The sequence below is a fragment of the Pelomonas parva genome (assembly GCF_043555835.1).
Taxonomy (GTDB): domain Bacteria; phylum Pseudomonadota; class Gammaproteobacteria; order Burkholderiales; family Burkholderiaceae_C; genus Pelomonas; species Pelomonas parva.
Map to the genome: position 1 here is coordinate 241,840 of NZ_JBIGHV010000003.1, position 26,148 is coordinate 267,987.

Below are 26,148 nucleotides of genomic sequence, written 5' to 3' on the forward strand. Positions count from 1 at the left end.
CGTGGTGGGCCGGGCAACACTTTGGCGGCCGGCCGCGTGGCTGGCAACCCCTGCTTCCCTGGGGGGCCTGTCGGCCCCAGCCGACAGGCTTTTTTCACGGCCGGGCCGGCCGGGGCCGCTGGCTAGAATCGTTTCGACCTGTGACCCCTGCCTGCCTATGACCGCGATGAAGTTGATCGGATCGCTCACCAGCCCCTACGTGCGCAAGGTGCGCATCGTGATGGCCGAGAAGAAGCTCGATTTCCAGCTGGTGCTCGAAGACGTCTGGGGCAGCGACGCCATCCTGAAGATGAACCCGCTGGGCAAGGTGCCCTGCCTGGTCATGGAAGGCCAGGACTCCATCACCGGCGCGGTGTTCGACTCGCGCGTCATCGTCGAGTACGTGGACACGCTGTCGCCCGTGGGCAAGCTCATCCCCGAGCGCGGTCGAGAGCGCTGCGAGGTGCGCACCTGGGAGGCGCTGGCCGACGGCATCATGGACGCCGGCATCCTGGCGCGCATGGAGCGCACCTGGGCCCAGCGCTCGGATGAGCAGCGCAGCCCGGCGTGGATCAACCGGCAGATGACCAAGGTGACGGCGGCGCTGGCCGCGATGAGCCAGGGCCTGGGCGACAAGCCCTGGTGCTCGGGCAGCCACTTCTCGCTGGCCGACATTTCCGTCGGCTGCGCCCTGGGCTGGCTGGAGTTCCGCTTCCCGGAAATCACCTGGCGCGAGGACTACCCGAACCTGGCGCGCCACATGGACAAGTTGTCCCAGCGCCAGAGCTTCATCGACTCCGTGCCGGCCTGACAGGCCCCTCGCCCAGCCTCGCTTCGCTGAACGCGAGCGCGTCTGGCCGGTCCCCCGAGGGGACAGCGATGCTCGCGGCGTTGAGCCGCGAGCACATCGCCAGCGCGGGCCGGCTTGGGGCGGCCCGGCGCTCTCGGCCCGAATCAAGCGATCAGCAGTTCGCGGGATCGCACATGCAGCAGGCGCACCTGGCGCCAGATGCGGCGCTGCAGTTCGGCGATGTCCAGCGCCCACAGTGCGGCAATCTCCGTCAGCAGCAGGCCTTGCGCCAGCAGCGTCAGCAGGTGGCGGCTGGCCTGGTCGATCTGGCGGCCGGCGGGCGTGGTGTCCAGCGAGGCCGCCGGCTGGCGGGCCATCACCAACGGGCTGCGCTCGATGCCGAAGGCGGCCAGCGCCTGGCGCGCGAGCTGCGGGCTGAGCATGGCGCGGCGCTCATGCAAGCGGATGAGCGCCTCGACGAGGCCGGCGCCGCTGCCGTCGTCCACGTGATAGGCGTTGGCACCGGCGCTCAGGGCGGCGAACAGCTGCAGGTCGTCGGCGGTCGGCGTCAGCAGCAGCAGCTGCGGGCGCACCGGCAGCCGGCCGAGTTCGTGGGCGACGCGCATCGCATGCGCGTCGACCAGGCGCAGGTCGGAGGCGACGATGTCCGGCGCGAGCGTGGCGAGTTCTTCCAGCGCGTCGGACAGCACGGCGCTGCTGCCTGCCAGTTCCACCCCGTCGGCCTGCAGCAGCAGCGAGCGGGTGCGCTGCAGGGAGGGCTCGTTGTGGCGGAGGAGATAGACGGTGGGCATGGCAACAGGATGTACAACGGCGCGCATTGTGCGCGTTTTGCCCCCGAAACCCCCTAGTTTGTAGTCACCATCCCCCGCGTCCAGGCGGTTACGCAGACCGCTGGATGCTGCCCTGCCGCGCAAAGCTGCGCGCGCTGGCCAGCGGCCAGTAGACCTTGAAGGTGTTGTGCGGCAGCTCGCCGCGCAGCAGGGCGCCGGGTTCGATGAAGGGCAGCAGGTTGGCCAGCAGCTTGACCTCGTGCTTGTCCAGCCGGTGCACGATGTGCTGGGCCGTGATCTCCTGGGGGTGGCACAGGCCGGCGGCCTCGACCAGCTCCTTCAGCGCCTTCAGCGTGCCCTGGTGGAAGTTGGCGACGCGCTGGGCCTTGTCGGGCACGACGATGGCGCGCTGGCGCTGCGGGTCCTGCGTCGTCACGCCGGTGGGGCAGTGGCCGGTGTGGCAGGCCTGGGCCTGGATGCAGCCGAGCGCGAACATGAAGCCGCGCCCCGAATTGCACCAGTCGGCGCCCAGCGCCATCAGCCGCACGATGTCGAAGGCGGTGGTGACCTTGCCGGCGCAGCCGAGCTTGATCTTGTCGCGCAGATTGAGGCCCACCAGCGTGTTGTGGATGAGCAGCAGCCCCTCCTGCAGCGGCGCGCCGACGTAGTTGGTGAACTCCAGCGGCGCCGCGCCCGTGCCGCCCTCGGCGCCGTCGACGACGATGAAGTCGGGCGTGATGCCAGTCTCCTGCATGGCCTTGCAGACGGCGAACCATTCCCACGGGTGGCCGATGCAGAGCTTGAAGCCGGTGGGTTTGCCGCCGGACAGGTTCCGCAGGTGCTCGATGAATTGCATCATCTCGATGGGAGTCGAGAAGGCGCTGTGACGGGCCGGCGAGATGCAGGCCACGCCCTCGGGCACGCCGCGCGCGGCGGCGATCTCGGCCGTCACCTTGGGGCCCGGCAGCACGCCACCATGGCCCGGCTTGGCGCCCTGGCTGAGCTTCAACTCGATCATCTTGACCTGCGGGTCGGCCGCTGCGGCCTGGAACTTCTCGGCGCTGAACGAGCCGTCGTCATTGCGGCATCCGAAGTAACCGGAGCCGATCTCCCAGATCAGGTCGCCGCCATGCACGCGGTGGTGGGCGCTGATCGAGCCCTCGCCGGTGTCATGCGCAAAGCCGCCCTGCTTGGCGCCCTTGTTCAGCGCCAGGATGGCGTTGGCGCTCAGCGCGCCGAAGCTCATCGCCGAGATGTTGAAGACACTGCACGAATAGGGCTGGGCGCGGCCGGCGCCGATGGTGATGCGGAAGTCGTGGCTGGTGAGATGAGTCGGCGCCAGCGAGTGGTTGATCCACTCGTAGCCGCGCGCGCCGACGTCCAGCTGCGTGCCGAACGGCCGCTGATCCGGGTCGCCCTTGGCGCGCTGGTAGACGATGGAGCGCTGGGCGCGCGAGAACGGCGCGGCGTCGTTGTCGCCCTCGACGAAGTACTGGCGGATCTCCGGGCGGATGAACTCCAGCAGGAAGCGGAAATGGCCGATGACGGGGTAGTTGCGCAGGATGGAGTGGCGCGTCTGGCGGATGTCGCGCAGGCCCAGCAGCGTGAGCGCCAGGAACACCAGCACCAGCAGGCCATGGGCCAGGTCACCCATCCAGCGAATGGCGAAGAACAACGCCAGCAGGCCGCACAGCACCCAGGTGAGATAACGCACAGGGAAGTGCTCGTTGAGGCGTCTCGTCCAGCGGGGCCAAGCAAGCATGTGGGGTTCTCTCAACCGTGACCGACGGATGCTAGCCCCGCTGGCGCTCACAATCGGCGCGCATCAACCCTCAGGATCGCTGTCGATGAAGTCCCTGTTCTCCGCACTCGGCTGGTTTTTCTCCAAGACCTGGTGGCTCATCGACGGCACGCGCCGCGCGCTGCTGAACCTGCTGATGCTGGTACTCATCGTCATCGTCGTGACGGCCCTCGTCACGCGCGGCCCCACGCCGCTGGCCGAGAAGACGACGCTGGTGCTCAAGCTGGACGGCAACCTCGTCGAGCAGTTCTCCGGCAGCCCGCGCGAGCAGCTGCTGGCCCAGGCGCAAGGCCGCTCGACGGCGCGCCAGACGCGGCTGCGCGACGTGCTGGCCGTGCTGGACCAGGCCGCCACGGACGACAAGATCGGCGCCCTGCTGCTGGACGTGGACGAGCTGCGCGGCGCGGGCCTGGCCGGCCTGCACGAGGTGGCCGCCGGGCTGCAGCGCTTCAAGCAGAGCGGCAAGCCGGTGCTGGCGTATTCGGACAGCTACAGCCAGCGCGGCTACTTCCTGGCCGCGCTGGCCGACGAGGTCTACCTGCACCCGATGGGCATGGTGGGGCTGGAGGGCTTCGGCCGCTGGAACCTGTACTACAAGGACGCGCTGGACCGCCTGGGCGTGAAGGCCCATGTCATCAAGGCCGGCACCTACAAGAGCGGCGCCGAGGTCTACAGCGAGAACGGCCCCAGCCCGGCAACGCGCGAGTCCGTGGGCCTGGTCTACGGCGAGCTATGGGAAGGTTTCACGGCCGCCATCGAGAAGGCACGCAAGCTGGAGGCTGGCAGCATCGCTCAGGGCATCGAAACGCTGCCGCAACGCATGGCCGCCGTGAAAGGCGACGCGGCGCAGCTGGCGCTGCAGGGCAAGCTCGTCGACGGCCTGAAGACGCGCGACCAGATGCGCGAGCTGCTCATCGCCAAGGGCGCGAAGGACGAGCCGAGCAAGAGCTTCCGGCAGATCTCGTCGGGCGCCTATATGGCCTATGTGAAGGAGGCCGCGACACCCAATGCCTTGCAACCGGGCATCGGCATCGTCGTGGCCGAGGGCGAGATCGTCGACGGCGAGGCCGGGCCGGGCCGCATCGGTGGTGACTCGACGGCCCGCCTCATCCGCAAGGCGCGCGAGGACGAGGCCATCAAGGCCGTCGTGCTGCGCGTGAACTCGCCCGGCGGCAGCGCCTTCGCCTCCGAGATCGTGCGCCGCGAGCTGGAGCTGACGCGCACGGCCGGCAAGCCGATCGTCGTGTCCATGGGCGACGTGGCGGCCTCGGGCGGCTACTGGATCGCGACCAGCAGCGACGCCGTCATCGCCGACCCCGGCACCATCACCGGCAGCATCGGCGTGTACGGCATGCTGCCGACGGCGGAGGGGCTGATCGACAAGCTGTCGCTGCACACCGCCGGCATCACGACCACCTGGCTGGCCGGCGGCCACGACGCCCGCCGCCCGCTGGACCCGCGGCTGCAGGCCGTCATGCAGTCCAGCATCGACCACATCTACACCCGCTTCACGACGCTGGCGGCGCAGGCACGCAAGAGCACGCCGGAGAAAATTGATGCCGTCGCTCAGGGACGTGTCTGGACCGGCGCGCAGGCGAAGGAGCGCGGCCTGATCGACCGGCTGGGCAGCCTGGACGACGCGGTGCAAGCGGCCGTCAAGCTGGCCAAGCTGGACGTCACCGCCGGCGACAAGCCGCGTGTGGCCTACGTGGAGCGCGACCTGAGTCGCAAGGAGCGGCTGCTGGCGTCGTTGGCCGACGTGGCGGCGCCGCCGCTGGCGCAGGCGGTCGGTCAGGCGCTGGGGCTGGATGCGCTGCCGGCGCCCGTCGTCGAGGAACTCACCGCGCTGCGGGAGCTGGCGCGGCTGTCGGCGCAGGGAAGCTGGGAGCGGGGGGCGGCGGTGCATTGTTTGTGCGCGGCGCCTTGAGCCGGCACCGCCGCCCAACCATGGCGATTCAACGCGCGCTGCGTCGCCGCACCACACCCCCGACGACGCCCAGGCCCGCCAGCAGCAAGCCCAGGCTCGTCGGCTCGGGCACGGGCGTCGTGCTGAAGGTATCCAGCGCAAAGCCAGAACCGCCGGGGCCGGAGACCAGGACGCTGATGGCGTCGATGTCGGCCCAGTCCACCGGGCTGCTATTGCCGGCGTCGTCGATGAAGGCGCTGAACGGAATGATGACGCTCTGCGCCAGCGAGGCATTCAGCGCCGTGCCGTAGTCGGCCACGCTGCTGAACGTGCCCGGGCCGTGGGCGGTGATGACGGAAACCGTCAGCGACATCGGCGCCGAGACGTAGCGAAAGTCGAGCCGGAAGGCGGACTCGCTGAGCAGGTTGATGGACAAGTACTGGCCCAGCTGGTTGGCCACGCCGTAGGTCAGGTTGGTGACCAGCGGCACGGCCGTATCGGCCATCGTGAAGTAGGCGCCGGCCTGGATCGCCGCAAAACTGAACTTGCCCGATTGGGCCACGCCCGCCTCGATGCTGTTGGCGATGTAGCGCCCGCCGCCCGGCGCCTCGGCCGAGGGAAGATGCGTTTCGACAAAGGGCGCGGCGTCGGTCTGGATCAGGCCGGTGCCGTCGCTGAAGGTGTCCTGGATAGAAGCGGCCTGGGCGCTGCTCAGGGCGAAGGCGGCGGCAGCGAGGGCGGCAAGTTGATGGCGGGTCACGGGGTGCTCCTTGGAGTGGCGGGGTGGACGGAATGCAGCCGACAAGTTCGACTCATTCAGACCAACGCAAACCGCTGCCAGACCCGGACAGGGCACCACTCTGCAAACGTGGGGGAGCGCAAGAACGCACCGACGCTCAGTGTTCCACCGCCAGGGGCAGGCACAAGGCGAGCCTGGCACCCGAGCCCACCATCGTCATCAGTCGGCCACCATGCAGCTGGGCCACGCGTTGCGCGATCGCCAGGCCCAGGCCGCCGATGCCGCCACCGGACCGCGCCAGTGGCGGGCGGCGCAGGCTGTGGCCACTGGCGAGCCGCTCGGCCACGTCGCGCGGCAGCCCAGGGCCGTCGTCCTGCACCAGCACCCGCGCAAGTCGCCCTTCGACACTGAGGCTGACGCGCACGCTCCCGGCGTGGCGCAGCGCGTTGTCGATGAGGTTGGACAGGGCGCGCTCGACGAGCTGCCAGTCGCCGTCGAGTTGCAGGCGCGCCGGCGCTGGGCCATCGAGTTGCGCGGCGGCGCCGAACTTGCGCACGGTGTCGCTCACCAGTTCATCCAGCGCAAAGCGTTCGCGCTGGGGCACCTGCTGGGTGGCTTCGAGCATGGCCAACTCGAAGAGTTGCTGGGTCAGACGGCGCACGCGCTCGCTTTGCGCCAGGGCGCGGGCCAGGCCGGGGCGCTCGGGCGCGTTGGGTTCATCGGGGCGGGCCTGCGCGGACAGGGCTTCCAACTGGCCATGCAAGGCCGTGAGCGGCGTGCGCAGATCGTGGGCGAGCTGGGCCATGTGCTCGCGGTGCTCGGCAGCAAGCGCCTGCTCCTGGGCCAGCCGCAGGCGTTCGCGCTCGGCCAGGGTCTGGCGACGCAGCACCCAGGCACCGACGGCCAGCGTGAGCAAGGCAGCCACGCCCAGCCAGGCCAGGGCGAGGGTCATCAAGCCATGGTTCTCGGCGTGCGCGTTGGCCTGGCGGCGGGCCGGGCCGTCGAGCACGATGTAGAGGTATCCGGGCGGGCGCACATCACCCACGCGCGGCGGAAACATCGCCGCGCTGAACAGCCGTGCGCCCGGCATGCCCATGGGGTCGGTGCCGCGCAAGGGCAGCGCCTGCCCAGCGAGAAAGGCGCGCACGGGCTGCAGGTCGACGCGGGGGATGCGCACCATGCCCGGCTCGCCCAGGTATTGCTGCACGGCGCCATCGGCGCCGAGGGTGTAGACCTGGATGCCGGGGCTGACGGCGGTGAGCATCTCAATGAGGCGCCGGATGGCGCCGGGGTCGCCGGCATCGACCTGCTGGGACTGGATCACCGGCCAGTGGCCGACGATGTGCTGCGCCAGGTTGGCGTTCAGCCGCTGCAAGGCCTCGGCCTCGCGCTCGGCCGACAGGCGCAGACCGGCCGCCGCCATCAGCGCGCCAAAGCCGAGCAGCAATAGCGCCAGCGTGAGGGTGAGGCGGACGGCAAAGTTCATGGCGCGTCGGCGCTCAGGCGGTAGCCCGCGCCCCAGACGGTCTGCAGCCAGCGCGGCTGACGGGGGTCGTCCTCCAGACGGTTGCGCAGGCGGTTGATGTGGCTGTTGACGGTGTGCTCGTAGCCATCGAAGCCGGCCCCCCAGACACGCCGCAGCAGCGCCTCGCGGCTGAACACTTCACCCGGGTGCCGCATCAGGAACTGCAGCAGCTCGAACTCCCGCAGCGGCAGCACATGGGCCTGGCCGCCGTCGCGCCGCAGCGCCCGCGACTGCGGCTGCAACTCGAAGGGGCCTACGCGCAACACCTGGCCCTCCTGCGGCAAGGCCCGCCAATGGGCCAGGCGGCGCAGCTGACCGCGCACCCGTGCCACCAGCTCCAGCATGGAGAAAGGCTTGACGAGGTAGTCGTCGGCGCCCAGCTCCAGGCCCAGCACGCGATGAGCCTCGCTGTTGCGCGCGCTCAGCATCAGGATGGGCAACTGCGGCTGTGCCTGCCGGAAATGCCGGCAGACCTCGAAGCCGTCGGCGCCGGGCAGCATGCCATCGAGCAGCAGCAGGTCGAAGGGCCGGTCATGCCGCAGCGCCTGCAGCCCGTCGCTGGCGCGGTCCACCGTGAAACCGGCGCGACACAGATGCTCCTGCAGGGTTTCTGCAATTGCATCGTCGTCTTCGACCAGGAACACCGTAGCGGCCATAGCCGCCTCTGTCGCACGCTGCCCGCCCGACATTTCAGGGACTAACCCTGAGCGCGCAGCCGCCTCGCCGCCACCAGGCCCAGGCCTGCGAGCAGCAGCGCGTAGGTGCTGGGTTCGGGCACCGGGGCCAGCGCAAAGTCGATGCGGTAAACATCGCTGTCGGCCGCCAGGCTGCTGTTGAAGGTGTAGCCCGCGCCGGTCGCGAGGCCGCTGAACGCCGACAGCTCGGCAAAGTTGAAGGCGACGACGGAGTTCTGGTCGCTGCGCAGGTCGTTGTTGCCGACGAAGGCGGCAGCGGCGGGGTCGAACACTTCGGAGCCGGCGTCCCAGATCTCACGGGCCTTGACGGTGATGCTCGGCATCATGAGCTGGCCGTTCGCGTTGAAGAGCCTGTACGCCATCGGGTCATCGTTACCGATGAAGAAGTCGTTGCTGGGCACGACCATGGCGGCAAAGGTGAACATGCCCTGGCTGCTGGTGTTGACGGTGAACTGCGCCTGGGCCGAGGCGCCGGGCAGCAGCAGGCCGCCCACGGTGCCGGTGAGGGCCCCCGGGTCTGCGGCGGCAAAGGCCGGGAACCAGGCCGCGCCGGAGCCGCCTTCGGCCACCGAGACGATGGGTGCACCGGCCACCTGGCCGAGGTTGAAGGCATCGAAGCTGCCGTCGCCAAAGCCCACGCGCAGCGGCGCGAAGGCCAGGCCGTTGGCCGGCGCCAGGTTGGTGATGGTGACGGTGAGCTGGGTCGACTGCGCCTGGGCGACGCTGGCGGCGGCCAGACCGAGCGCAACGAGGGCGCCGTGCAGGAGGGGGGTGCGGGCGATGGTGGGCATGAGGCTTCCTTGGACAAAGGTGTCGCCACCTGCTTGGTGGCGTCGCCATGGTGTCCAGGCAAGCTCACGGCCGCCTCGCGCAAAGTTCACGGGGCCGTGAACTTGCTCGGACTACGGGCCCCAGGCTTCAATACACCGGCTCCGGCAGCTTCTCCTTCGCCACCACCCTTTGCGTCGCCGGCCGGTCGAACACCCGCTTCAGGTACGCCCCCAGCGCCGGCCGCGTCTTGGCCGGGTTGGCCTGCATGCGCGTCCAGCGGCACAGCATGAAGGCCAGCGGGTCGACCGCCGTGTAGTGCTCGCCCAGGAACCAGTCGCCGCCGTGGCGGGCCAGGTGGGCCTCCATCTGCTCAAGCATCGGCGCCACCTGCGCCTCCGCGCGGGCCTTGACCTCGGCGGCATCGCTGGCCATGCGGTCCGGGTAGAAGTAGTGGATGAGCATGGCCTGCAGCGTGTTGGTCAGCCAGACCATCCACTTGTAGTACTCGGCCCGCTCGGCCGTGCCCGGCGCGGGCGCAAAGCCGGGGTGGCAGTCGGCCAGGTGCATCAGGATGGCGGCGGTCTCGTAGAGCACGAGGTCGCCGTCGACCAGCACCGGGATCAGGCCGTTGGGGTTGAGCTTCAGGTAGGCCGGCGACTTGTGCTCGTTGTTGGCACGGTCCACCGTGCGCAGCGTGAAGGGGATGCCCATCTCCTCCAGCAGGATGTGGGGCGCGAAGCTGGCGTTGCTGGGGTAGTAGTGCAGTTCGATCATGGCGGGCGGTCGACGAAAGGATGCGCGGGACTTTAGACGGCGCAGCCCGCCTCCGCCTTCGCGCTGCCGGCGCGATACCGCACCGCCGTCATCTCCGCCAGGATGGAGAGCGCGATCTCCGGCGGCGTGCGGGCGCCGATGTCCAGGCCCACGGGGCCGTGCAGGCGGTCGAGCTGCGCGTCGGTCAGGTCGAAGTGCTCCGCCAGCCGCGCGCGGCGCTTGGCCTGGTTGACGCGCGAGCCGATGGCGCCGACGTAGAAGGCCGCGCTCGTCAGCGCCTCCAGCAGCGCGAGGTCGTCGAGCTTGGGGTCGTGCGTCAGCGCGACGATGGCCGTGGCGCCGTCGGGCTTGAAGGCGGTGACGACGTCGTCGGGCATGTCGCGGGTCAGCGTCACGCCTTCGAGCGCGAAGCCGTCGGCGTATTCGGCGCGTGGGTCGCAGACGGTCACGCCGTAGCCCAGCGCCAGCGCCATCTGCGCGAGGTAGTCGGTCATCTGGCCGGCGCCGATGACAAGCAGCCGCCATTGCGGGCCGTGGTGGCTGATGAGCTGCGTGTCGGTCAAGGTCAGCGTGTCGGCACCGGGCTCGGCATCGGCCAAGGTGGCGACACCCGTCAGCAGATCCAGCGTGCGGCGCACGCGCTCGCCGCGCGTCAGGCGGGCCAGCAGTTCATCGATGCCGGACTGCGGCCCCAGTGGCTCCAGCATCAGCTCCAGCGTGCCGCCGCAGGGCAGGCCGAAGCGGCGCGCCTCCTCGGCACCGACGCCGTAGCGCAGCGGCGTGGGGTGGTCGATCTGAAGGCTGCCGGCGCGCAGTTGGGCGATGAGGTCGTCCTCGATGCAGCCGCCCGACACCGAGCCGGCGATCAGCCCGTCGTCGCGCACCGCCACCAGCGAGCCCACCGGCCGCGGCGCCGAGCCCCAGGTGCGCGTGATCGTGCCCAGCACCACGCCGCGCGCCTCGGCCCGCCAGCCGGCCGCCGTGCGCAGCACGCCGAGATCGAGGTTGTCCATCGCCCCTTGCCCCATCCGCAAAAGGCCGCAGGGTAATCGCCAATTCGACGTTGGCGGCGCCTGGGGGCATCACCAGGCGAAGCTGGCGCCAAGCTGGCCGTAGGTGGCACGCGTGCGCTGCGGGCCGTGGCTGCGGCCGATGGCCGGCGCCAGCGTCCAGCCGCCTCCCACGGGCACCGCAGCCTTCAGCTGGGCCGTGCGCAGGCTGCCGCCGTCCTGCAGGCGGTCACGCAGCACTTCGCCGGTGACGGCCACCTGGTTGTCAAAGCGCCAGGTGGCGCCAACCTGCGCGCTGCGCGCCAGCGCCAGCTCGTCGCGGTTGACGACGGAGGGGCGGGGCTGCAGCAGCAGGCCCAGCGCGCCGGAAGAGCCGGTCTGCGTCGTCGTCTCGCTGACCTTGTAGCGGTTGCGCATCATCGCGCCGTGCACGGTGAGATGCTGGCCCACGGCCACGGCACCGTGCACACCGACGCCACGGCCACGCAGGCGCTGCTCGGTCGTGGCGTTGCGCGCCCGTGCCGTGCGATGCGTTGCATCCACGCCCACGCTAACGCCGTCCACCGGCCGCACGTCCGCGGCGGCGGCCCAGTCGGTCTGGTGCAAGGCGCTGCCGTCGCGGCGGCGGCTGGCGTCCAGCGTGGCCTGCCAGGCGCTGCCGGCCACGCCGACACCGGCGCTGACCTGCGTGGGGCGGTAGGTTCGGGTGGCGTCCTGGCTGCGTGACGTGCCGGCGCCGACGTTGACCCAGGCGCGCTGGCCCACCGGCAGGGTCAGCGAGGCTGCCGCCTGCTGGTTCTTCAGCGAGTCGCGCTGCGCGGCAACGGCGACGGCGCGCTTGCCGGGATTGGGTGCCGGCTCGTCGGCCTGGGCAAGAACCGGCAGCGCGAGCAGGGTGGCGAGGGTGGTGATGGTCAGACGGGACATGGCGGGCTCCTCGGTGTTGTGGGCGAGGCCTGCTTTTTGGCCCCTTCAACCGCACAACGCCCGCCGCGCCGCCTTCCTTCCCACCCGATGCAAATGCTTACGGGAACTCTTTCAAGGTCGCCGTGTTGGCCCCGCCCTTGCACCGCGCCGGCTCGCCCTTGTCGTTGGCGATGCGCTCGATGCTGCCCTTGTCCACCAGGCAGACGGTGATCATGTGGTGCAGCTTCACGCCGGGCTTCTCAGGCACCTCGATGGCGCGGTCCAGCAGCACGTCCGGCTGCAGGAAGACGCTGTAGACGCCCAGGCCCCAGGCCTCGTGGCGCGTCACCGTGTCGGCCACCTTGTACGAGGCGAAACCGCGGCCGGTGGGGCTGTTCCACTGCGGTTGCGTCGGCGGGTCGTAGGGAATCTCGGACTGGTAGAAGTAGACCCGCCCGCCGTTGCCGCGCCAGACCACCTGGTAGTCCTGGAAGTGCTCGACGAAGAGGCCGTAGATGGTCACGTCCTCGCCATCGACGACGACGCCGTGGGCGGAGGGGTTGCTGGTCCAGCTGACGCCTTCGCCATGGTCGGCGCGCCAGACCCAGGTGTGGTCCACCAGCGTGTCGTGGGCGTTGATGCGCAAGGCGGTGTGCACGCGGCCGGGCGCGGCGCCGCCGACGCGGAAGAACACGTCGTGCAGCACCGTCGGGTCGGCCTTGTGGCGGCGTTTGCTGCCGGGCGGGCCCACTTCCATCAGCACGCCGGAGTCCTCCCGGCCCGCATCCAGGAACAGGCCGGCGATCGTCAGCCCGTCTACGTCGGCCGTCTTCAGCAGCGGGGCGCCGTTGTCTGAGCGCAGCGTCGGGAAGCCGATGCCCAGCACGACGGTGCCGGGGCGCGTGACCTGCAGCGTCTCGGTCAGCAGGTATTCGCCGGGCGTGAACAGCAGGTGCTTGCCGGCGGCGAGTTGCGCGTTCAGCGCGGCCGCCGTGTCGCCCGGCTTGGCGATGTGGAAGCGGGTGATGGGCAGCGTCTTGCCGGGCGCCGTGCCCTTGGCCCAGGAGATGCCCGCGCTGTCACGCCGCAGCGCCGGCACGCGCACCGCGTAGCCGCCGGCCTTGTCGATGAAGAGCCAGGGCTTCTCGCGCACCAGCGGCGTCTTGGCGATCTTGGTGAAGCGTTGGCCCGGCGTGGGGAACTCGCCTGCCGGCGCCTGCGGCACGCCGACGAAGACCATGTTCCAGTTCGAGCCCGTCCAGCGCGCCCACTCGCTGTTGCGCGACAGCCATTGCTGCTGGCTGGCCGAGTTGACCTGGCCGTCCACCAGCACGTCGGCAAACCAGCCGCCGCTGGACCAGCCCTGCTTCTGGTTGAGCCGGATATTGCCGCGCACATGCATGCGTCGGAACGGGATGGCCTGCGACACGGCCCATTGCAGCGTGTTGTCGCCTATGCCCAGCGTCGGCGTGACCGCGAAGTTCTCGGCGCCGCGCCAGAAGTTCTGCGTCGCGTTGTCGCCGTCCAGGAAGGCCGTGGAGCGCAGGTCGCCGATGACGTGCACGTCGCCCGGCTGCGCGCCCAGGCCCAGCACCTGCGTGTAGAAGCCCACGGGGATGCGCAGGTCGCGGTAGGTGCCGGGCTTGAGCAGGATGGCGTCGCGGCGCGGGCCGAAGTGGTTGGGTTGCTGGGCCTCGTAGATGGCATCGATGCGCTGCTGCAGACCCGGAGTGGCGGGGTCGAGCACGTGCACGTTGGGGCCGAAGTCCGGCGGCGCGGCCAGGGCAGCGAGGGGGGTGGCCAGCGCGGCGGCCAGCAGTCGGGTGGGGAGGGTCATGCAGATTTGGAATCGGTTCCAATCGCCGCATTGAAGCATGCCCGTCCGCCCCTGGGCCTCGGGGCGACTACCGATTCAGAAGCTGGACCCCGGCTGCTTCAGGAACTCGACCTCCTCGGCCGTCGACGCGCGGCCCAGGATCGCATTGCGGTGCGGGTAGCGGCCGAAGCGGTCGATGATGGCCTTGTGCTTCAGCTCGAACTCATGCGTGTGCTGCGGTGCGCGCTCCCTCATCAGCGGCTCGCCCACCGCGTGGATGGCGGCGGACTCGCTGTGCATGTACGGCGTGTAGAGGAAGGGTCGCTGCTCGAACTGCAACTGCAGGTCGGCGCCGGCGGCCACGGCCTCCTGCGCCAGGGCCAGCGCCAGCGGGTCCGCCGCGAAGGCGCGCGGCGTGCCGCGGTGGATGTTGCGGGAGAACTGGTCCAGCACGATGACCTCGGCCAGCCGGCCCTCGGGTGTCATGCGCCAGCCGGACAGCTCGCAGCGCAGCGCCTGTTCGAGCAGCGGGCCGAAGCGGTCGGCGACGAGCGCGTCGAACGCGGGGTCGGCCGACCACCAGGCGGCGGGGCGGATTTCGCGGAACCAGAAGTCGAGGACGGCGTGTGGCATGGCTCGCACGATAGGCTGTTTCCTGCGGCGCCGCCAAGCGCCGGCGGCGCGGCCTCCTACAGCGCGATCTCACGTCGCCCGGCAGGCACCGCGCGATGGGCTGCCTAGATTTGCCAACCATGAGACGCGCATCCGGCGTGTCGCGCCCTTGAAAGGACAAGCTCATGAAGTTCACCAAGCTCGCTTCCCTCGCCGTCGCCGCTGCCCTGGCCGTGCCGCTCGCCAGCTACGCGCAGGACACCAAGCCCGCCGGCACCGCCAAGACCTGGGTCAAGGACTCGGTCGTGACGACCAAGATCAAGGCGCAGCTGGCCGCCAGCAAGGTGTCGTCGCTCACCACCGTGCAGGTCGACACCGACGCCAACGGCCATGTGCAGCTGACCGGCAAGGTCGCCACGTCGGCCGAGAAGGACCGCGCCGAGGCCATCGCCAAGGCGGTCGACGGCGTGAAGATGGTCGACAACCAGCTGACCGTGACGCCGAAGTAAGACCCCTCTGGGTCGACCCGGGGCGTCCTTACAATTCGCCCCCTCCCCGACAACGGGCCTGCCTGCGCAGGCCCGTTTCTTTTGTCCGCACCCCATGTCATCGCCCTCTCGCCTGCCGCACGTCGACGCCCTGAAGGCGCTGGCGGCCCAGGTCATCGTGCTGCACCACCTCGTCAGCTACGGCCCCATCGCCGACGCGGCGCATGAGGCGCTGCCACTGCTGGCGGGCGTGCTGCACGAGTACGGCCGCATGGCGGTGCAGGTCTTCCTCGTCGTCGGCGGCTACTTGAGTGCGCGCGCGTTGTCGCCGCAGGGCGGCACGCTGCGAGCCGGGCTGCCGGCGCTGCTGTGGCGGCGCTACCTGCGCCTGACGCTGCCCTTCCTCGCCGCGCTGGTACTGACGCTGGGCGCCTGCCTGCTGGCCGCGCCGTCCTGGCCCGAGCTGGTGCCGGCCGACATCAGCGCCGGCCAGCTGCTGGCTCATGCGCTGCTGCTGCACGACGTGCTGGGCTTCGAGGCGCTGACGGTGGGCGCCTGGTACGTGGCCATCGACCTGCAGCTGTTCGCCTGCCTCGCGGGCCTGCTGTGGCTGGCGCGGCGCTGCAGCCCGCATGCGCCGGGCAGCCGCGTCGCCGGGCCGCTGCTGGTGGCCGCGCTGGCGCTGGCGTCGGCCTTCGCCTTCAACCGCGACCCGGCGCTGGACGCCTGGGCGCCCTACTTCTTCGCCGCCTACGGCCTGGGCGCGCTGGTGCACTGGCTGGACCTCTGGCAGCACCGGCGCGCCGGCCTGGCACTGCTGGGGTTGGCTTTCAGCGCGGCACTGGCGCTGGACTGGCGCGACCGCCTGGCGCTGGCCCTGGCCACCGCGCTGTGGCTGGCCTGGGCCGAGGCGCGCCAGGCGCAGGGCCGGCCGCTGCTGCCCGTGCACTGGGCACCGGCGCTAGCCGCCTGGGCGCGGCCTTCGTATGCCCTCTTCCTGCTGCACGTGCCGGTGCTGCTGCTGGCGAACACGCTGCTGGCCAACGTGGACAACGCCAGCGTGGCGGCGGGCTTGCTGCTGCTGGTCGTGGCCTGGGCACTGGCGAACTGGCTGTCCCTGCCCTTCCACCGCTGGGTGGAGGTGCCGGCCGCGCGCCTGGACCCGCTGGCCTGGTTGCCCCGCCCGCGCACGGCTTGAAGCGGCCCGCGTTGCTCAAACCCCGAGCATGCCCGGAGAGGCCGCCCACCGCTGCTGCGGTCTAATCGCCCGCGCTGCCTGCCGGAGCAGGCGCTCCCCACGACGAGCCCATCGACCGCTGCGGCACCGCGCCGCGCAACCCTCCTCTGAAGGCCCACCCGCACGCGATGGCTGCAGCGCCGCTTGAACCCAGCGAAACCCGCGACGCGCTGCAACGCATGGCCGCGCGCACGCTGATCTGGATCATCGTCATCGTCGGCGCCGTGGCAGCGGTGATAGGCGCCGTCGAGACCGTCTTCGGCATGCGCGCGCTGTGGGGCAGCCAGCGCCTGCTGATCGGCGCGGCGCTGCTGGGCGTGGGCGGCGTCGCGGCGCTGCTGTACCACGCCGGCCGGCCGCGGCTGGCGACGACGCTGGTGCTGGGCGGCACCCTCGTCAGCCTGGTGGCGCACGCGGCCCACATCGGCCTGGGCGTGCACACCCTCATCCTGGCTGCTGGCGCGCTGCTGATCGCGCTGGGCGGCGGCGTGGCCGGCAACGCGGCGGCCATCGTGCTGACCATGGTCTATCTCGGGGCCATCGCCAGCCTGGCGGTGCTGGAGGCGCAAGGCCTGTTGCCGGGCCTGCAGGCGCCGACGCTGCCGAGCGTGATGGACCGCGTCGTCGCCCATGTGCTCATCGCCGTGGGCGGCCTGTCGTCGGCGCTGCTGCTGAACCGCATCCTCGGCGCCGCACTGGCCCGCGCCATCGCCGAGGAGGCCCGCCTGGCCCGCCTCGTGCAGGCCGCGCACAACTGGGCCTGGGAGGCCGACGAGCGCTTTCGCGTCAAGTCGCTGTCCGACGAATTCGAGGCGCTGTCCGGCCACAAGCGTGACGACTTCCTGCGCATGGGCGAGCCCGACGCCGCCGTCCTCGTGCGCGACGCCGACTACCACGCGCTGGTGGAAGACATCCGCGCCAAGCGCCCCTACCGCGACCGCATCAACGGCTTCCGCACGCCCGACGGCCGGCTGCTGTGGACGCTCAGCTCGGGCGAGCCCATCTTCGACGCCGCCGGCAAGCACACCGGCTGGCGCGGCGTCAGCCACAACATCACCGGCGAGCGCCTGACGCTGCAGCAGCACGAGCGCACGGCCGGCATGCTGGACCGGCTGCTGCGCGCCAGCCCCGACGCCATCTGCGTGGCGCGCACGGCCGACGGCCGCATCCGCTTCGCCAACTCGGGCTTCTGCACCCTCATCGGCCGCAACCGCGACGAGGTCATCGGCCGCTCCGGGCGCGAGCTGGGCCTGTGGCCCGACAGCCGCGAGCCCAAGCGCCTGGCCGCCGAGATGGCCACCACGGGCATCGCTCGCGACTTCCGCTCCGCCATCCTCGTCAAAGGCGAGTGGCGCGACCTGCTCGTCTCCGCCGCGTCGATGGACTGGGACGGCGAGCCGGCGACCATGCTGATCGCGCGCGACATCACCGAGCGCGAGCGCGCCCGCATCGAGGCCGACGCCATCCTCGACCACGCCAGCGTCGGCATCGCGCTGACGCGCGGCGCGAAGTTCGAGCGCGTCAACCGCCACTGGCGCGAGATCTTCGGCGGCGCCGAGCCGCAGCTGCCCGCCGCGCAGGTCGCGACCGGCGCGGCCCAGGCCTTCGAGCAGGAGTACCTGCGCCCCGACGGCAGCACCATCACCGTGAGCCTGAACGCGCGTGGCCTGCCGCCGCTGTCCGGCCGCGTCGAACACGACGGCGAGCGCGCCACGCTGTGGGTGGCCGAGGACGTCACCGAGCACCGCCGCCAGCAGCGCGAGCTGCAGGCCGCCAAGCTGCAGGCCGAGATGGCCAGCCACGCCAAGAGCGCCTTCCTCGCGACGATGAGCCACGAGATCCGCACGCCGCTGAACGGCGTGCTGGGCCTGGCCCGGCTGCTGCAGATGGCCGAAGTGGACGACGCGCGCCGGCCCGAGTACCTGACCCACCTCGCCGCAGCGGCCGAGTCGCTCAACGAGATCGTCTCCAACGTGCTGGACCTGTCCAAGATCGAGGCCGGCCACCTGGAGCTGGAGAAGATCGAGTTCGACCTGCACGCGCTCGCCCAGGCCAGCTTCGAGGGCTGCGCCGCGCTGGGCCGCGAGCGCGGGCTGGACATGCGGCTGGACATCGCGCCCGACCTGCCCCGGCTGGTCATCGGCGACTCGGTGCGGGTGCGCCAGATCCTGGCCAACTTCCTCGTCAACGCGCTGAAGTTCACCGAGCGCGGCGGCGTGCGCCTGAGCCTGGCGCCGGCCGGCCCCGACCGCGTGCGCATCGCTGTGCAGGACAGCGGCATCGGCGTGCCGACGGAGCTGCAGGCGCGGCTGTTCCGCCCCTTCGCGCAGGCCGACGACTCGACGACGCGGCGCTTCGGCGGCACGGGCCTGGGCCTGTCCATCTGCCGCGAGCTGGCGGCGCGCATGGACGGCCACGTCGGCGTGGACAGCGACGGCGCGACCGGCTCCACCTTCTGGGCCTCACTGAGCCTGCCGCGCTCGCTGACCATCGACGACACCGCCCAGCGGCGGCGCATCCCCATCCCGCAGCTCTACCCGCTGGCCGGCCAGCGCCTGCTGGTGGCCGAGGACAACCCGGTCAACCGCCTCATCATCGGCGCGCTGCTGCAGCGCCTGGGCGCCGAGGTCGTGGAGGCCGAGGACGGCGAGCAGGCCGTGGCCATCGCCCGCGCCCAGGCCGGGCAGCTGGACGCCGTGCTGATGGACCTGCACATGCCCAAAGTCGACGGCTTGCGCGCGACCGAGCTGCTGCGCGCCGACCCGGCCACTGCCCACCTGCCCATCCACGCCTTCACCGCCGCCGTGCTCGACCAGGAACGCCAGGCGGCGATGGCGGCGGGGATGAACGGGTTCATTGCGAAGCCGGTGGCGGAGGCGGAAGTGATCCGCGTGCTCGGCAAATGACATGACCGCCATCGTCCTGCTCGACACCACTGACCCCAACGCTGTCACGCTGGACCGCCCCCGCACCGACCGACTCGTGGCCGGCAACCCGCTGCGCCGGACCTGGCTGCTGCACGAGGCCGGGCCGGCAAGCGCCGGCGTCTGGGAATGCGAAGTGGGCCGCTGGCGCATCGCCTTCCCCACCACGCGGCAGGAGTATTTCCACGTCCTCAGCGGCCGCGTGCGGCTGCACGGGCCTGACGGCGCCACCGACATCGGCCCCGGTCAGGGCGCCGTGATCCCCCCGGGCTTCGAGGGCGAGTTCGAGGTGCTGGAGCCGGTGCGCAAGCAGTTCGTGCTGGTGGACACTGAGCCCTCAACCCACCACTGAACGATGACGACGATCTGCCCCAAGTGCCGCCACATCCGCCCCGCAGACACGACCGCACCCGATTGGCAGTGCCCCGCCTGCGGTGTGGCCTACGCCAAGGCCGGTGCGGCCATGAACCGGCCGGTTGAAGCGCGCAGCACGGGCTATCGCGCCACGCCGGGCAAGAGCGGCCCGCCCTGGCGCGTGATGCTCACCATCGTCGCCGTGCTCGTCGGCCTCTATGGCGGCCACCAGGCACACCTCGACAAGCGCGGCCTGGGTGAGCTGTTCAGCGGCACCGACAGCACGGACGAGGCCGCCATGCGCCAGTTGGCCGGCACGGTGCGCGCGGAGCAGGTCGTCATGTACTCCACGACCGAATGCGGCTACTGCACCCAGGCCCGCGCCTGGATGCAGGACTACGGCTTCGCCTTCACCGAATGCAACATGAGCCGTGACAGCCGCTGCGAGGACGAGTTCCGCGCGCTGGGCGCCACGGGCACACCCTATCTCGTCGTGCGCGGCCCGCGCGGCGAGCACCACATGAAGGAAGGCTTCGACAGCGACGAGTTCATCAAGGCGTTGAGCAGCTGACGTCCTCTGCGTCTTGAGTTCGGGCCGAGCGTCGGGCCTGCGATGTGCTCGCGGCGCAATCCGTGAGCATCGCCGTCCCCTCGGGGGCTGAGCCCGGGCGAGGGGTCAACAGTCCTGCTGGCGCCGCATGTCCGCCAGCGTCTTGCCCGGCTCGTCGCGGAAGGTCTCCATGGGCTCCAGCGTCTCGATGCGGTCGACGCGGAAGCTGCGGAAGTCGTTGCGCAGCTCGCACCAGGCGGACAGCGTCCACACCGGCCCCCAGAACAGGCAGGCCAGCGGGCGCACGATGCGGTCACTGCGCACGCCGCCCAGGTCCAGGTAGCCCATCTTCAGCTTGCGCCGCGCCTCGGTGGACTCGCGCAGCACGGTCAGGTGGGCGCCGGTCTGCGGGTCCAGCGCCGGCAGCGGCGCGTACAGCGCCAGGCTCTCGGCGGCGGCGCGGGCGTCCAGCGGCAGCACGGCGAGGATCTTGGACAGCGCGTTCTCGGCCTGGCGGGCCAGCGCCGCGTCCAGCCGCGACTCGGCCATGCGCACCGTCGCGACCAGGGCCTGCGCTTCCTGCTTGCTGAACATCAGCGGCGGCAGGTCGAAACCCGCCCGCATGCGGTAGCCCACGCCCGCCTCGCCCTCGATGGGCACGCCCTGCTGGGCCAGCGCGGCGATGTCGCGGTAGACGGTGCGCATGGACACCTCCAGCCGCTGGGCGAGGTAGTCCGCCGTCGTGAGGCGGCGGCCACGGATGAGCTGGACGATCTGGAAGAGGCGGTCGGCGCGGCGCATGGGAGGGAATTGTGGGGGTGTCGGTACGGTCCTTGCAGAAGGCATGGGTCACCGATAACGAGGTCGAACACGATCATGGGCATCTACGCCTCCTCACATGCCTGCGGCACCCAGCGGGTCGATGTGGTTTCGATGGGCGCCATCAGCGCCCCGCTGCTGTCACTGGCGCAGGATCAGCTCTTCACCGCCCGCGCCGCGCCAGGGCCGGACCGCCCAGCGAAGGGGCAAGGTCAGCCCATCGCCGTGCAGAGTTCGACGAGCGTGCCGTCCGGGCAGCGCACATAGGCCACCGTCTGGCCCCAGGGCTTGGTGACGGGTGAGGCCAGCGCCTTCGCACCGGCGGCCACGGCCTTGTCGAAGGCCGCTTGAACATCGGTCACCGTGAAGCCGATCTCCATGCCCAGCGGCTTGTCGCTGGCGTCGGCGGCCACGTAGTCGTGCTGCACGCTGTCACGCGCCGTCGCGTGGTCGACAAAGGCCAAGGTGGTGCCGCTGGCACCGGTGTCGACCTCGCCATAGGCGCCGCTCTCGTGCAGGAAGCGAGTCGGTAGGCCGAAGGCGCGCTCGAAGAAGGCGAGTGACGAGGCGACATCGGCCACGTAGACGAGGGTGTAGGCGAAGTTCATGCAGTGCTCCTTGGCTTGGCAGGCACGCATGCTGCGCCAGGTCGCCTGTCAGGCCGTGTCAGCAAGGCAGACGAAAATCGCCACCAATGCAAGCCTTCCTCATCGCCACCGGCCTGGTGGCCCTCGCCGAGATCGGCGACAAGACCCAGCTCCTCGCCTTCATGCTCGCGGCCCGCTTCAAGCGGCCCTGGCCCATCGTGCTGGGCATCTTTGTCGCGACGGTCGTCAACCACGCGCTGGCCGGCGCCCTGGGCGGCTGGCTGACCAGCGTCATCGGCCCCACGGCCTTGCGCTGGGGCCTGGGCCTGTCCTTCATCGCGATGGCCGGCTGGATGCTGATCCCCGACAAGCTCGACGAGGACGACGCGCCCAAACCTGGCCACGGCGTGTTCGTGACGACGGTCATCGCCTTCTTCCTGGCCGAGATGGGCGACAAGACGCAGATCGCCACTGTCGCGCTGGCGGCGCGCTTCCCGCTGGACTTCATCGGCGTCGTTGCCGGCACGACGGCCGGCATGATGCTGGCCAACGTGCCCGCCGTGCTGGTGGGCGACAAGCTGGCGCACAAGCTGCCGGTGAAGCTGGTGCACGCGGTGGCGGCGGTGATCTTTGCGGTGTTGGGGGTGGTGACGCTGGTGGCGGGTGGGGCGCTGCTGGGCTGATGCAAGCGGGTAGGGCGGGTCGCGACCCGCCGTTTCGCCCCGCAAACCCACATCGGAATTCGGGTTCGGGTACGCCACCAAGCGGCGGGTCATGACCCGCCCTACGAGGCTGATCTAGCCTTTCAGGACGCGATACCCAAACCAGCAGAAGACCGCGCCTGCGGCCAGCCAGAGCAAGCCGCCGACCAGCGTGCCCGCGCCGGCACCGAACAGCTCCGTCGCAAGCAGTGCCAGCCCGCAAAACGCCCTGCAGTAGCTCACCTCGGCGGGCGTGAATCCATCCACCAGCGTGCGCACGCCCTCCAGGATGCCGACGCCACCCAGCGTCAAGGCAAACCAGCCGACCCACTTCGTCTCACGGTCCATACGCACTCTCACGCCGCCAACACCTGCCGCACCGCCCGGTCCCACTGCGCGAGCCGCGCCTCCGCCTCGTCGCGCGACATGCGCGGCTCGAAGGCGCGGTCCAGTTGCCAGATGGCGCCGATCTCATCGGCCGACGCATAGACCCCGGCGCCAATCCCCGCCAGCAGCGCCGCCCCTAGCGCCGTGGTCTCAATGACCTGGGGCCGCAGCACCGGGATGCCCAGCAGGTCGGCCTGGAACTGCATCAACAAGTCGTTGGCCGACGCGCCGCCGTCCACGCGCAGCTCGGTCAGGCGCTCGGCCGCGCCCACGTCAGCATTCATCGCCGCCAGCACCGCCGCACTCTGGAAGGCGATGCTCTCCAGCGCGGCGCGGGCGATGTGGGCCTGGGTGCTGCCGCGTGTCAGGCCCAGGATGGCGCCACGCGCGTCGGGCCGCCAATAGGGCGCGCCCAGGCCGGCGAAGGCGGGCACGAACATGACGCCGCCGGCATCCGGCACGCTCAGTGCCAGCGCCTGCACTTCGCTGCTGGCCTGCACTGCATGCAGCCCGTCGCGCAGCCATTGCACGACGGCGCCGCCGACGAAGACGCTGCCTTCCAGTGCGTACTGCGGCAACGCATCCAGCTGCGCGGCGCGCGTGGTCAGCAGGCCTTGGGTGGACATGTGCGCCTGCGTGCCGGTGTGCATCAGCAAAAAGCAGCCGGTGCCATACGTGTTCTTGGCCTGGCCGGGTTGCAGCGCTGCCTGGCCAAACAACGCGGCCTGCTGGTCGCCGGCAATGCCCGAGATCGGCACACCGAACTCCGCCGCCTGGCCGAACACGCCAGCCGATGGCCGCACCTCGGGCAGCAGCGCGCGCGGAATGCCAAAGATGCCCAGCAGCTCATCGCTCCAATCGCCACGGTGGATGTCGAACAGCAGCGTGCGCGAGGCGTTGCTGGCGTCGGTCGCATGCACGGCACCGTCGGTCAGCTTCCACAGCAGCCAGCTGTCCACCGTGCCGAAGGCCAGCTCGCCGCGTTCGGCGCGCTCGCGGGCGCCGGCCACGTTGTCGAGCAACCAGCGCAGCTTGGTGGCCGAGAAGTACGGGTCCAGCAGCAGGCCGGTCAGCTCGCGCACACGCGGCTCCAGGCCTTGCGCCTTCAAGCTCTCGCAGAAGGCCGCCGTGCGCCGGTCCTGCCAGACCAGGGCCTTGTGCAACGGCTCACCCATCTTGCGGTCCCACAGCACGACGGTCTCGCGCTGGTTGGTGATGCCGATGGCGGCTGCCTTCACCCCCGCCTTGGACATCGCCTCGCGGGCACACGCGATCTGGCCCTCCCAGATCTCGCCGGCATCGTGCTCGACCCAACCCGGCTGCGGGAAGTGCTGCGTCAGCTCGCGCTGCGCCACGGCCAGCATGCGGCCGTCGCGGCCGAAGACCACGGCGCGCGAGCTGGAGGTGCCTTGATCCAGCGCCAGCAGTGCATCCATCACTTGTCCCTTAGAGTGAGCCAATGATCGATTTTGACGTGGTGGTCGTCGGCGGCGGCATCAACGGCACCGGCCTGGCGCGTGACCTTGCCGGGCGCGGCTGGCGGGTGCTGCTGGCTGAAGCGCAAGACCTGGCCTCGCACACATCCTCGTCGTCCACCAAGCTCGTGCACGGCGGGCTGCGCTACCTGGAGACCTATGAGTTCTCGCTGGTGCGCAAGGCCTTGCAGGAGCGCGAGGTGCTGCTGCGCAGCGCGCCTCATCTGATCCGCCCGCTGCGTTTCGTACTGCCGCATGCGCCGCACCTGCGGCCGGCCTGGATGATCCGCGCAGGACTGTTCCTCTATGACCACCTTGCCCGCCGCGAGCTGCTGCCGGGCTCGCACGGCCTGCGGCTGGCGGGCAGCGCCTACGGTGCGCCGCTGAAGCCCGAGTTCACGCGCGGCTTTGTCTATTCGGACGGCTGGGTGGACGACGCCCGTCTCGTCGTACTGAACGCGCAAGACGCACAGGCCCGTGGCGCCGAGGTGCTGACGCGCTGCGCCGTCACGAAGGCCGAGCGCGGCGCCGAGGCCTGGCAGATCACGCTGCAGAACGGCCGCCGCATTCGCAGCCGCGCCCTCGTCAACGCGGCCGGGCCGTGGGCTGAAGCCTTCCTGCGCGATCAGGGCCTGCCGGCGCGCGGCCTGCGGCTCGTCAAGGGCAGCCACATCGTCGTGGACCAGCGCTTCACGCATGACCACGCCTACATCTTCCAGAACGCCGACGGGCGCATCATCTTCGCCATCCCCTACGAGGGTCGTTTCACGCTGATCGGCACAACGGACGTGGAGCTGCCCGACGGCCAGGACCCACCGGCGCGCGCCGCCATCGAGGCCGCCGAAGTGAGCTACCTGTGCGAGCAGGCGAGCCGTTATCTGGCCCGCCCCGTGACGCCTGCCGATGTGCTGTGGACCTATGCCGGCGTGCGGCCGCTGCTGGACGAAGGCGGCTCGGCATCGAGCGTGACGCGCGACTACCTGCTGGAGACGGACGTGGCCGGGGGCGCTCCGCTGCTCAACGTCTGGGGCGGCAAGCTGACGACCTACCGCAAGCTGGCCGAGGACGGCGCGACGCAGCTCGGCGAATTGCTCGGCGATGCGCGCAAGCCCTGGACGGCCGGCACCCATTTGCCCGGCGGCGACCTGGGGCCGCATGGTGTGGACATCGCCGCCTTCACGGCCGAGCTGCAAGCGCGGCATGCAGACCGCGCGCCGGCCGTCGTCGCCCGCCTGGCCCGCGCCTACGGCAGTGTGGCCGCCGAGTTGCTGGCCGCGCCCCCGGGCGCCGAGATCGCGCCGGGCCTGTTCGAGTCCGAACTTAGCCATCTCACTGACCATGAATGGGCCCGTAGCGCCGACGACGTGCTGTGGCGGCGCAGCAAGCTGGGCCTGCACTACACGGAGGAGCAACGCGAGGCGGTGGCGGCATGGATGCAACAACACTCGTCACAAGTGTTGATGCCGCCGCGCTGACTCGCATCTAGATTGCCCTGCCTCAACGACAGGGAACGCCATGCGAATCGCCCACACCTCCTGCTTCAGCGCGACCGTCTTTCGGGAGCAACCGGTCTGGAGGCACATCCTCGCTGCGCGGCCCGACCGGCTCGTCCTGACCGGCGATGCCATCTACATCGACGAGCTCACCTCGCCGCTGCATCCCAAGCAACTGTCGGAGTACGAGTTCGTCGAACTGGTGGCCGAGAAATACCGCCGCCAACTGGGCCAGCCCGACTTCGCCGCGTTGATCGCCCAGGTGCCGACGGTGGCGATCTGGGACGACCACGACTTCCTCTGGAACGAGAGCTATGAAGAGAAGGCCATCACCCGCAAGGTCTACGCAGGCCTGATCCGCGCTTCGCGCGCCCTGTTCAATGCGTTCTGCGCCCACCTTGAAGGGCGAGCGCCCTTTCCAGCCAGCAACAGCGACGCCCGCTTTTGGCAGGCCGGCGAACCTGCGCCCGGCTATCGCCAGGTGGTCCTGGACCCACCCGGGCAAGCTCCCCTGCGCCTGCACCTCACCGATGGCCGCAGCTGGCGCCTCAGGCGGGCGCTGCTGGGCGAGGCGCAGCGGCGCCAGATCCAGGAGGCCATCGAGGGGGCTCCGCCAGACACGGTGCATCTGCTCGCCAGCGGCTCCGTGCTGGAGGCTCACAAGGGAGACTGCTGGGCCAACTTCGAAGACCTCGCCTGGCTCAAATCCTTGGCGGCTGTTCACCGTATCGCCTGCCTCAGCGGCGACATCCACAACGTCGACTTCCAGGCCATCGACACCGGGCCATGGCGGCTGTTCGACTTCACCGCCTCGGGTGCGGCCATCCGCAAGGCGATCTGGGTCGGCTCGACATGCCAGAACTACGGTCTGGTCGACATCGACGCTCAAAACCTCACAGCCAGCTGGTTCGAGTTCGGGCAACCCTCGCCGCTGGCGCCGGTGAGCATTGATCGCGCCACCTGGCGCTGAATGCCTCGGCGCGCACCAGGCCGGCTTGAACCCTGCGGCCGCCAGCCG

Annotated in this window: 25 protein-coding genes; 10 read left to right on the plus strand and 15 right to left on the minus strand. The window is 70.5% G+C overall.

What is annotated here, in order from left to right; genetic code table 11:
• Positions 1-166: 166 nt before the first annotated feature.
• Complete coding sequence (locus ACG00Y_RS08680; RefSeq protein ID WP_394477894.1) at positions 167-790, plus strand: glutathione S-transferase family protein; 624 nt, start codon at positions 167-169, stop codon at positions 788-790.
• Positions 791-933: 143 nt separating this feature from the next.
• Here the strand turns inward: ACG00Y_RS08680 and ACG00Y_RS08685 are convergent, their stop codons facing one another.
• Both ACG00Y_RS08685 and ACG00Y_RS08690 read right to left on the minus strand, forming a co-directional pair.
• A complete protein-coding gene (locus ACG00Y_RS08685; RefSeq protein WP_394477896.1) occupies positions 934-1,581 on the minus strand; it encodes a response regulator in 648 nt (215 codons plus the stop codon).
• Between the two features lie 88 nt (positions 1,582-1,669).
• Complete coding sequence (locus ACG00Y_RS08690; RefSeq protein WP_394477898.1) at positions 1,670-3,322, minus strand: FMN-binding glutamate synthase family protein; 1,653 nt, start codon at positions 3,320-3,322, stop codon at positions 1,670-1,672.
• Between the two features lie 85 nt (positions 3,323-3,407).
• On the opposite strand from ACG00Y_RS08690, the gene sppA reads away from it, so the two are divergent.
• Positions 3,408-5,288, plus strand: coding sequence for a signal peptide peptidase SppA (gene sppA / locus ACG00Y_RS08695; RefSeq protein ID WP_394477900.1), 1,881 nt, complete (start codon positions 3,408-3,410; stop codon positions 5,286-5,288).
• A 28-nt stretch (positions 5,289-5,316) separates the two neighbouring features.
• On the opposite strand, the gene ACG00Y_RS08700 is transcribed toward sppA, so the two are convergent.
• From ACG00Y_RS08700 to ACG00Y_RS08740, 9 genes are all read right to left on the minus strand, one after another.
• Complete coding sequence (locus ACG00Y_RS08700) at positions 5,317-6,027, minus strand: PEP-CTERM sorting domain-containing protein (RefSeq protein ID WP_394477902.1); 711 nt, start codon at positions 6,025-6,027, stop codon at positions 5,317-5,319.
• A 136-nt stretch (positions 6,028-6,163) separates the two neighbouring features.
• On the minus strand, positions 6,164-7,492 hold the full coding sequence (locus tag ACG00Y_RS08705; RefSeq protein WP_394477904.1) for a sensor histidine kinase: 1,329 nt from the start codon (positions 7,490-7,492) through the stop codon (positions 6,164-6,166).
• Positions 7,489-8,187, minus strand: coding sequence for a response regulator transcription factor (locus ACG00Y_RS08710; RefSeq protein WP_394477906.1), 699 nt, complete (start codon positions 8,185-8,187; stop codon positions 7,489-7,491). Before ACG00Y_RS08710 ends, ACG00Y_RS08705 begins: the two co-directional genes overlap by 4 nt.
• 41 nt (positions 8,188-8,228) lie before the next feature.
• A complete protein-coding gene (locus tag ACG00Y_RS08715) occupies positions 8,229-9,017 on the minus strand; it encodes a spondin domain-containing protein (RefSeq protein WP_394477908.1) in 789 nt (262 codons plus the stop codon).
• 127 nt (positions 9,018-9,144) lie between these two features.
• Positions 9,145-9,771, minus strand: coding sequence for a glutathione S-transferase family protein (locus ACG00Y_RS08720; protein ID WP_394477910.1), 627 nt, complete (start codon positions 9,769-9,771; stop codon positions 9,145-9,147).
• A gap of 32 nt (positions 9,772-9,803) precedes the next feature.
• On the minus strand, positions 9,804-10,784 hold the full coding sequence (locus tag ACG00Y_RS08725) for an XdhC family protein (RefSeq protein ID WP_394477912.1): 981 nt from the start codon (positions 10,782-10,784) through the stop codon (positions 9,804-9,806).
• Between the two features lie 69 nt (positions 10,785-10,853).
• Complete coding sequence (locus tag ACG00Y_RS08730) at positions 10,854-11,708, minus strand: hypothetical protein (protein ID WP_394477914.1); 855 nt, start codon at positions 11,706-11,708, stop codon at positions 10,854-10,856.
• 97 nt (positions 11,709-11,805) lie between these two features.
• Positions 11,806-13,524 carry a hypothetical protein gene (locus ACG00Y_RS08735; protein WP_394477916.1) on the minus strand — a complete coding sequence of 573 codons (1,719 nt, stop codon included), beginning with the start codon at positions 13,522-13,524 and terminating at the stop codon, positions 11,806-11,808.
• A gap of 75 nt (positions 13,525-13,599) precedes the next feature.
• Positions 13,600-14,136, minus strand: a complete 537-nt coding sequence (locus ACG00Y_RS08740) for a DUF924 family protein (protein ID WP_394477918.1) — start codon at positions 14,134-14,136, stop codon at positions 13,600-13,602.
• Between the two features lie 164 nt (positions 14,137-14,300).
• Between ACG00Y_RS08740 and ACG00Y_RS08745 the strand changes: the two genes are divergently transcribed.
• From ACG00Y_RS08745 to ACG00Y_RS08765, 5 genes are all read left to right on the plus strand, one after another.
• Positions 14,301-14,624, plus strand: a complete 324-nt coding sequence (locus ACG00Y_RS08745) for a BON domain-containing protein (protein WP_394477920.1) — start codon at positions 14,301-14,303, stop codon at positions 14,622-14,624.
• Between the two features lie 94 nt (positions 14,625-14,718).
• Positions 14,719-15,801 (plus strand): acyltransferase family protein, encoded by a 1,083-nt coding sequence (locus ACG00Y_RS08750; RefSeq protein ID WP_394477923.1) that lies wholly within the window; start codon positions 14,719-14,721, stop codon positions 15,799-15,801.
• A 167-nt stretch (positions 15,802-15,968) separates the two neighbouring features.
• Positions 15,969-18,746: a PAS domain S-box protein gene (locus tag ACG00Y_RS08755; RefSeq protein ID WP_394477925.1), complete on the plus strand. Its 2,778-nt coding sequence runs from the start codon at positions 15,969-15,971 to the stop codon at positions 18,744-18,746.
• Between the two features lies 1 nt (position 18,747).
• Positions 18,748-19,116 (plus strand): cupin domain-containing protein, encoded by a 369-nt coding sequence (locus tag ACG00Y_RS08760; RefSeq protein WP_394477927.1) that lies wholly within the window; start codon positions 18,748-18,750, stop codon positions 19,114-19,116.
• Positions 19,117-19,119: 3 nt separating this feature from the next.
• Complete coding sequence (locus tag ACG00Y_RS08765; protein ID WP_394477929.1) at positions 19,120-19,689, plus strand: glutaredoxin family protein; 570 nt, start codon at positions 19,120-19,122, stop codon at positions 19,687-19,689.
• Positions 19,690-19,794: 105 nt separating this feature from the next.
• Here ACG00Y_RS08765 and ACG00Y_RS08770 read toward each other — a convergent pair whose 3' ends face one another.
• On the minus strand, positions 19,795-20,469 hold the full coding sequence (locus ACG00Y_RS08770; protein ID WP_394477930.1) for a helix-turn-helix transcriptional regulator: 675 nt from the start codon (positions 20,467-20,469) through the stop codon (positions 19,795-19,797).
• Between the two features lie 230 nt (positions 20,470-20,699).
• Positions 20,700-21,095 (minus strand): VOC family protein, encoded by a 396-nt coding sequence (locus tag ACG00Y_RS08775; protein ID WP_394477933.1) that lies wholly within the window; start codon positions 21,093-21,095, stop codon positions 20,700-20,702.
• An 86-nt stretch (positions 21,096-21,181) separates the two neighbouring features.
• Between ACG00Y_RS08775 and ACG00Y_RS08780 the strand changes: the two genes are divergently transcribed.
• A complete protein-coding gene (locus tag ACG00Y_RS08780; RefSeq protein WP_394477934.1) occupies positions 21,182-21,757 on the plus strand; it encodes a TMEM165/GDT1 family protein in 576 nt (191 codons plus the stop codon).
• Positions 21,758-21,871: 114 nt separating this feature from the next.
• Here ACG00Y_RS08780 and ACG00Y_RS08785 read toward each other — a convergent pair whose 3' ends face one another.
• The gene (locus tag ACG00Y_RS08785; protein ID WP_394477935.1) at positions 21,872-22,123 is read right to left on the minus strand and encodes a hypothetical protein; all 252 of its coding nucleotides are present in this window, start codon (positions 22,121-22,123) and stop codon (positions 21,872-21,874) included.
• Positions 22,124-22,131: 8 nt separating this feature from the next.
• Positions 22,132-23,598 carry a glycerol kinase GlpK gene (gene glpK, locus ACG00Y_RS08790; RefSeq protein WP_394477937.1) on the minus strand — a complete coding sequence of 489 codons (1,467 nt, stop codon included), beginning with the start codon at positions 23,596-23,598 and terminating at the stop codon, positions 22,132-22,134.
• Positions 23,599-23,621: 23 nt separating this feature from the next.
• On the opposite strand from glpK, the gene glpD reads away from it, so the two are divergent.
• Positions 23,622-25,112, plus strand: coding sequence for a glycerol-3-phosphate dehydrogenase (glpD, locus tag ACG00Y_RS08795; protein WP_394477938.1), 1,491 nt, complete (start codon positions 23,622-23,624; stop codon positions 25,110-25,112).
• A gap of 40 nt (positions 25,113-25,152) precedes the next feature.
• On the plus strand, positions 25,153-26,100 hold the full coding sequence (locus ACG00Y_RS08800) for an alkaline phosphatase D family protein (RefSeq protein ID WP_394477940.1): 948 nt from the start codon (positions 25,153-25,155) through the stop codon (positions 26,098-26,100).
• Positions 26,101-26,148: the final 48 nt, after the last annotated feature.

What these genes read in the sequence shown, in the direction of transcription:
- ACG00Y_RS08680 (WP_394477894.1), top strand. Translation starts at nt 167, where the DNA reads ATGAAGTTGATCGGATCGCTCACCAGCCCCTACGTGCGCAAGGTGCGC.
- ACG00Y_RS08685 (WP_394477896.1), bottom strand. Translation starts at nt 1,581, where the DNA reads ATGCCCACCGTCTATCTCCTCCGCCACAACGAGCCCTCCCTGCAGCGC.
- ACG00Y_RS08690 (WP_394477898.1), bottom strand. Translation starts at nt 3,322, where the DNA reads ATGCTTGCTTGGCCCCGCTGGACGAGACGCCTCAACGAGCACTTCCCT.
- sppA (WP_394477900.1), top strand. Translation starts at nt 3,408, where the DNA reads ATGAAGTCCCTGTTCTCCGCACTCGGCTGGTTTTTCTCCAAGACCTGG.
- ACG00Y_RS08705 (WP_394477904.1), bottom strand. Translation starts at nt 7,492, where the DNA reads ATGAACTTTGCCGTCCGCCTCACCCTCACGCTGGCGCTATTGCTGCTC.
- ACG00Y_RS08710 (WP_394477906.1), bottom strand. Translation starts at nt 8,187, where the DNA reads ATGGCCGCTACGGTGTTCCTGGTCGAAGACGACGATGCAATTGCAGAA.
- ACG00Y_RS08715 (WP_394477908.1), bottom strand. Translation starts at nt 9,017, where the DNA reads ATGCCCACCATCGCCCGCACCCCCCTCCTGCACGGCGCCCTCGTTGCG.
- ACG00Y_RS08720 (WP_394477910.1), bottom strand. Translation starts at nt 9,771, where the DNA reads ATGATCGAACTGCACTACTACCCCAGCAACGCCAGCTTCGCGCCCCAC.
- ACG00Y_RS08725 (WP_394477912.1), bottom strand. Translation starts at nt 10,784, where the DNA reads ATGGACAACCTCGATCTCGGCGTGCTGCGCACGGCGGCCGGCTGGCGG.
- ACG00Y_RS08730 (WP_394477914.1), bottom strand. Translation starts at nt 11,708, where the DNA reads ATGTCCCGTCTGACCATCACCACCCTCGCCACCCTGCTCGCGCTGCCG.
- ACG00Y_RS08735 (WP_394477916.1), bottom strand. Translation starts at nt 13,524, where the DNA reads ATGACCCTCCCCACCCGACTGCTGGCCGCCGCGCTGGCCACCCCCCTC.
- ACG00Y_RS08740 (WP_394477918.1), bottom strand. Translation starts at nt 14,136, where the DNA reads ATGCCACACGCCGTCCTCGACTTCTGGTTCCGCGAAATCCGCCCCGCC.
- ACG00Y_RS08745 (WP_394477920.1), top strand. Translation starts at nt 14,301, where the DNA reads ATGAAGTTCACCAAGCTCGCTTCCCTCGCCGTCGCCGCTGCCCTGGCC.
- ACG00Y_RS08750 (WP_394477923.1), top strand. Translation starts at nt 14,719, where the DNA reads ATGTCATCGCCCTCTCGCCTGCCGCACGTCGACGCCCTGAAGGCGCTG.
- ACG00Y_RS08755 (WP_394477925.1), top strand. Translation starts at nt 15,969, where the DNA reads ATGGCTGCAGCGCCGCTTGAACCCAGCGAAACCCGCGACGCGCTGCAA.
- ACG00Y_RS08760 (WP_394477927.1), top strand. Translation starts at nt 18,748, where the DNA reads ATGACCGCCATCGTCCTGCTCGACACCACTGACCCCAACGCTGTCACG.
- ACG00Y_RS08765 (WP_394477929.1), top strand. Translation starts at nt 19,120, where the DNA reads ATGACGACGATCTGCCCCAAGTGCCGCCACATCCGCCCCGCAGACACG.
- ACG00Y_RS08770 (WP_394477930.1), bottom strand. Translation starts at nt 20,469, where the DNA reads ATGCGCCGCGCCGACCGCCTCTTCCAGATCGTCCAGCTCATCCGTGGC.
- ACG00Y_RS08775 (WP_394477933.1), bottom strand. Translation starts at nt 21,095, where the DNA reads ATGAACTTCGCCTACACCCTCGTCTACGTGGCCGATGTCGCCTCGTCA.
- ACG00Y_RS08780 (WP_394477934.1), top strand. Translation starts at nt 21,182, where the DNA reads ATGCAAGCCTTCCTCATCGCCACCGGCCTGGTGGCCCTCGCCGAGATC.
- ACG00Y_RS08785 (WP_394477935.1), bottom strand. Translation starts at nt 22,123, where the DNA reads ATGGACCGTGAGACGAAGTGGGTCGGCTGGTTTGCCTTGACGCTGGGT.
- glpK (WP_394477937.1), bottom strand. Translation starts at nt 23,598, where the DNA reads ATGGATGCACTGCTGGCGCTGGATCAAGGCACCTCCAGCTCGCGCGCC.
- glpD (WP_394477938.1), top strand. Translation starts at nt 23,622, where the DNA reads ATGATCGATTTTGACGTGGTGGTCGTCGGCGGCGGCATCAACGGCACC.
- ACG00Y_RS08800 (WP_394477940.1), top strand. Translation starts at nt 25,153, where the DNA reads ATGCGAATCGCCCACACCTCCTGCTTCAGCGCGACCGTCTTTCGGGAG.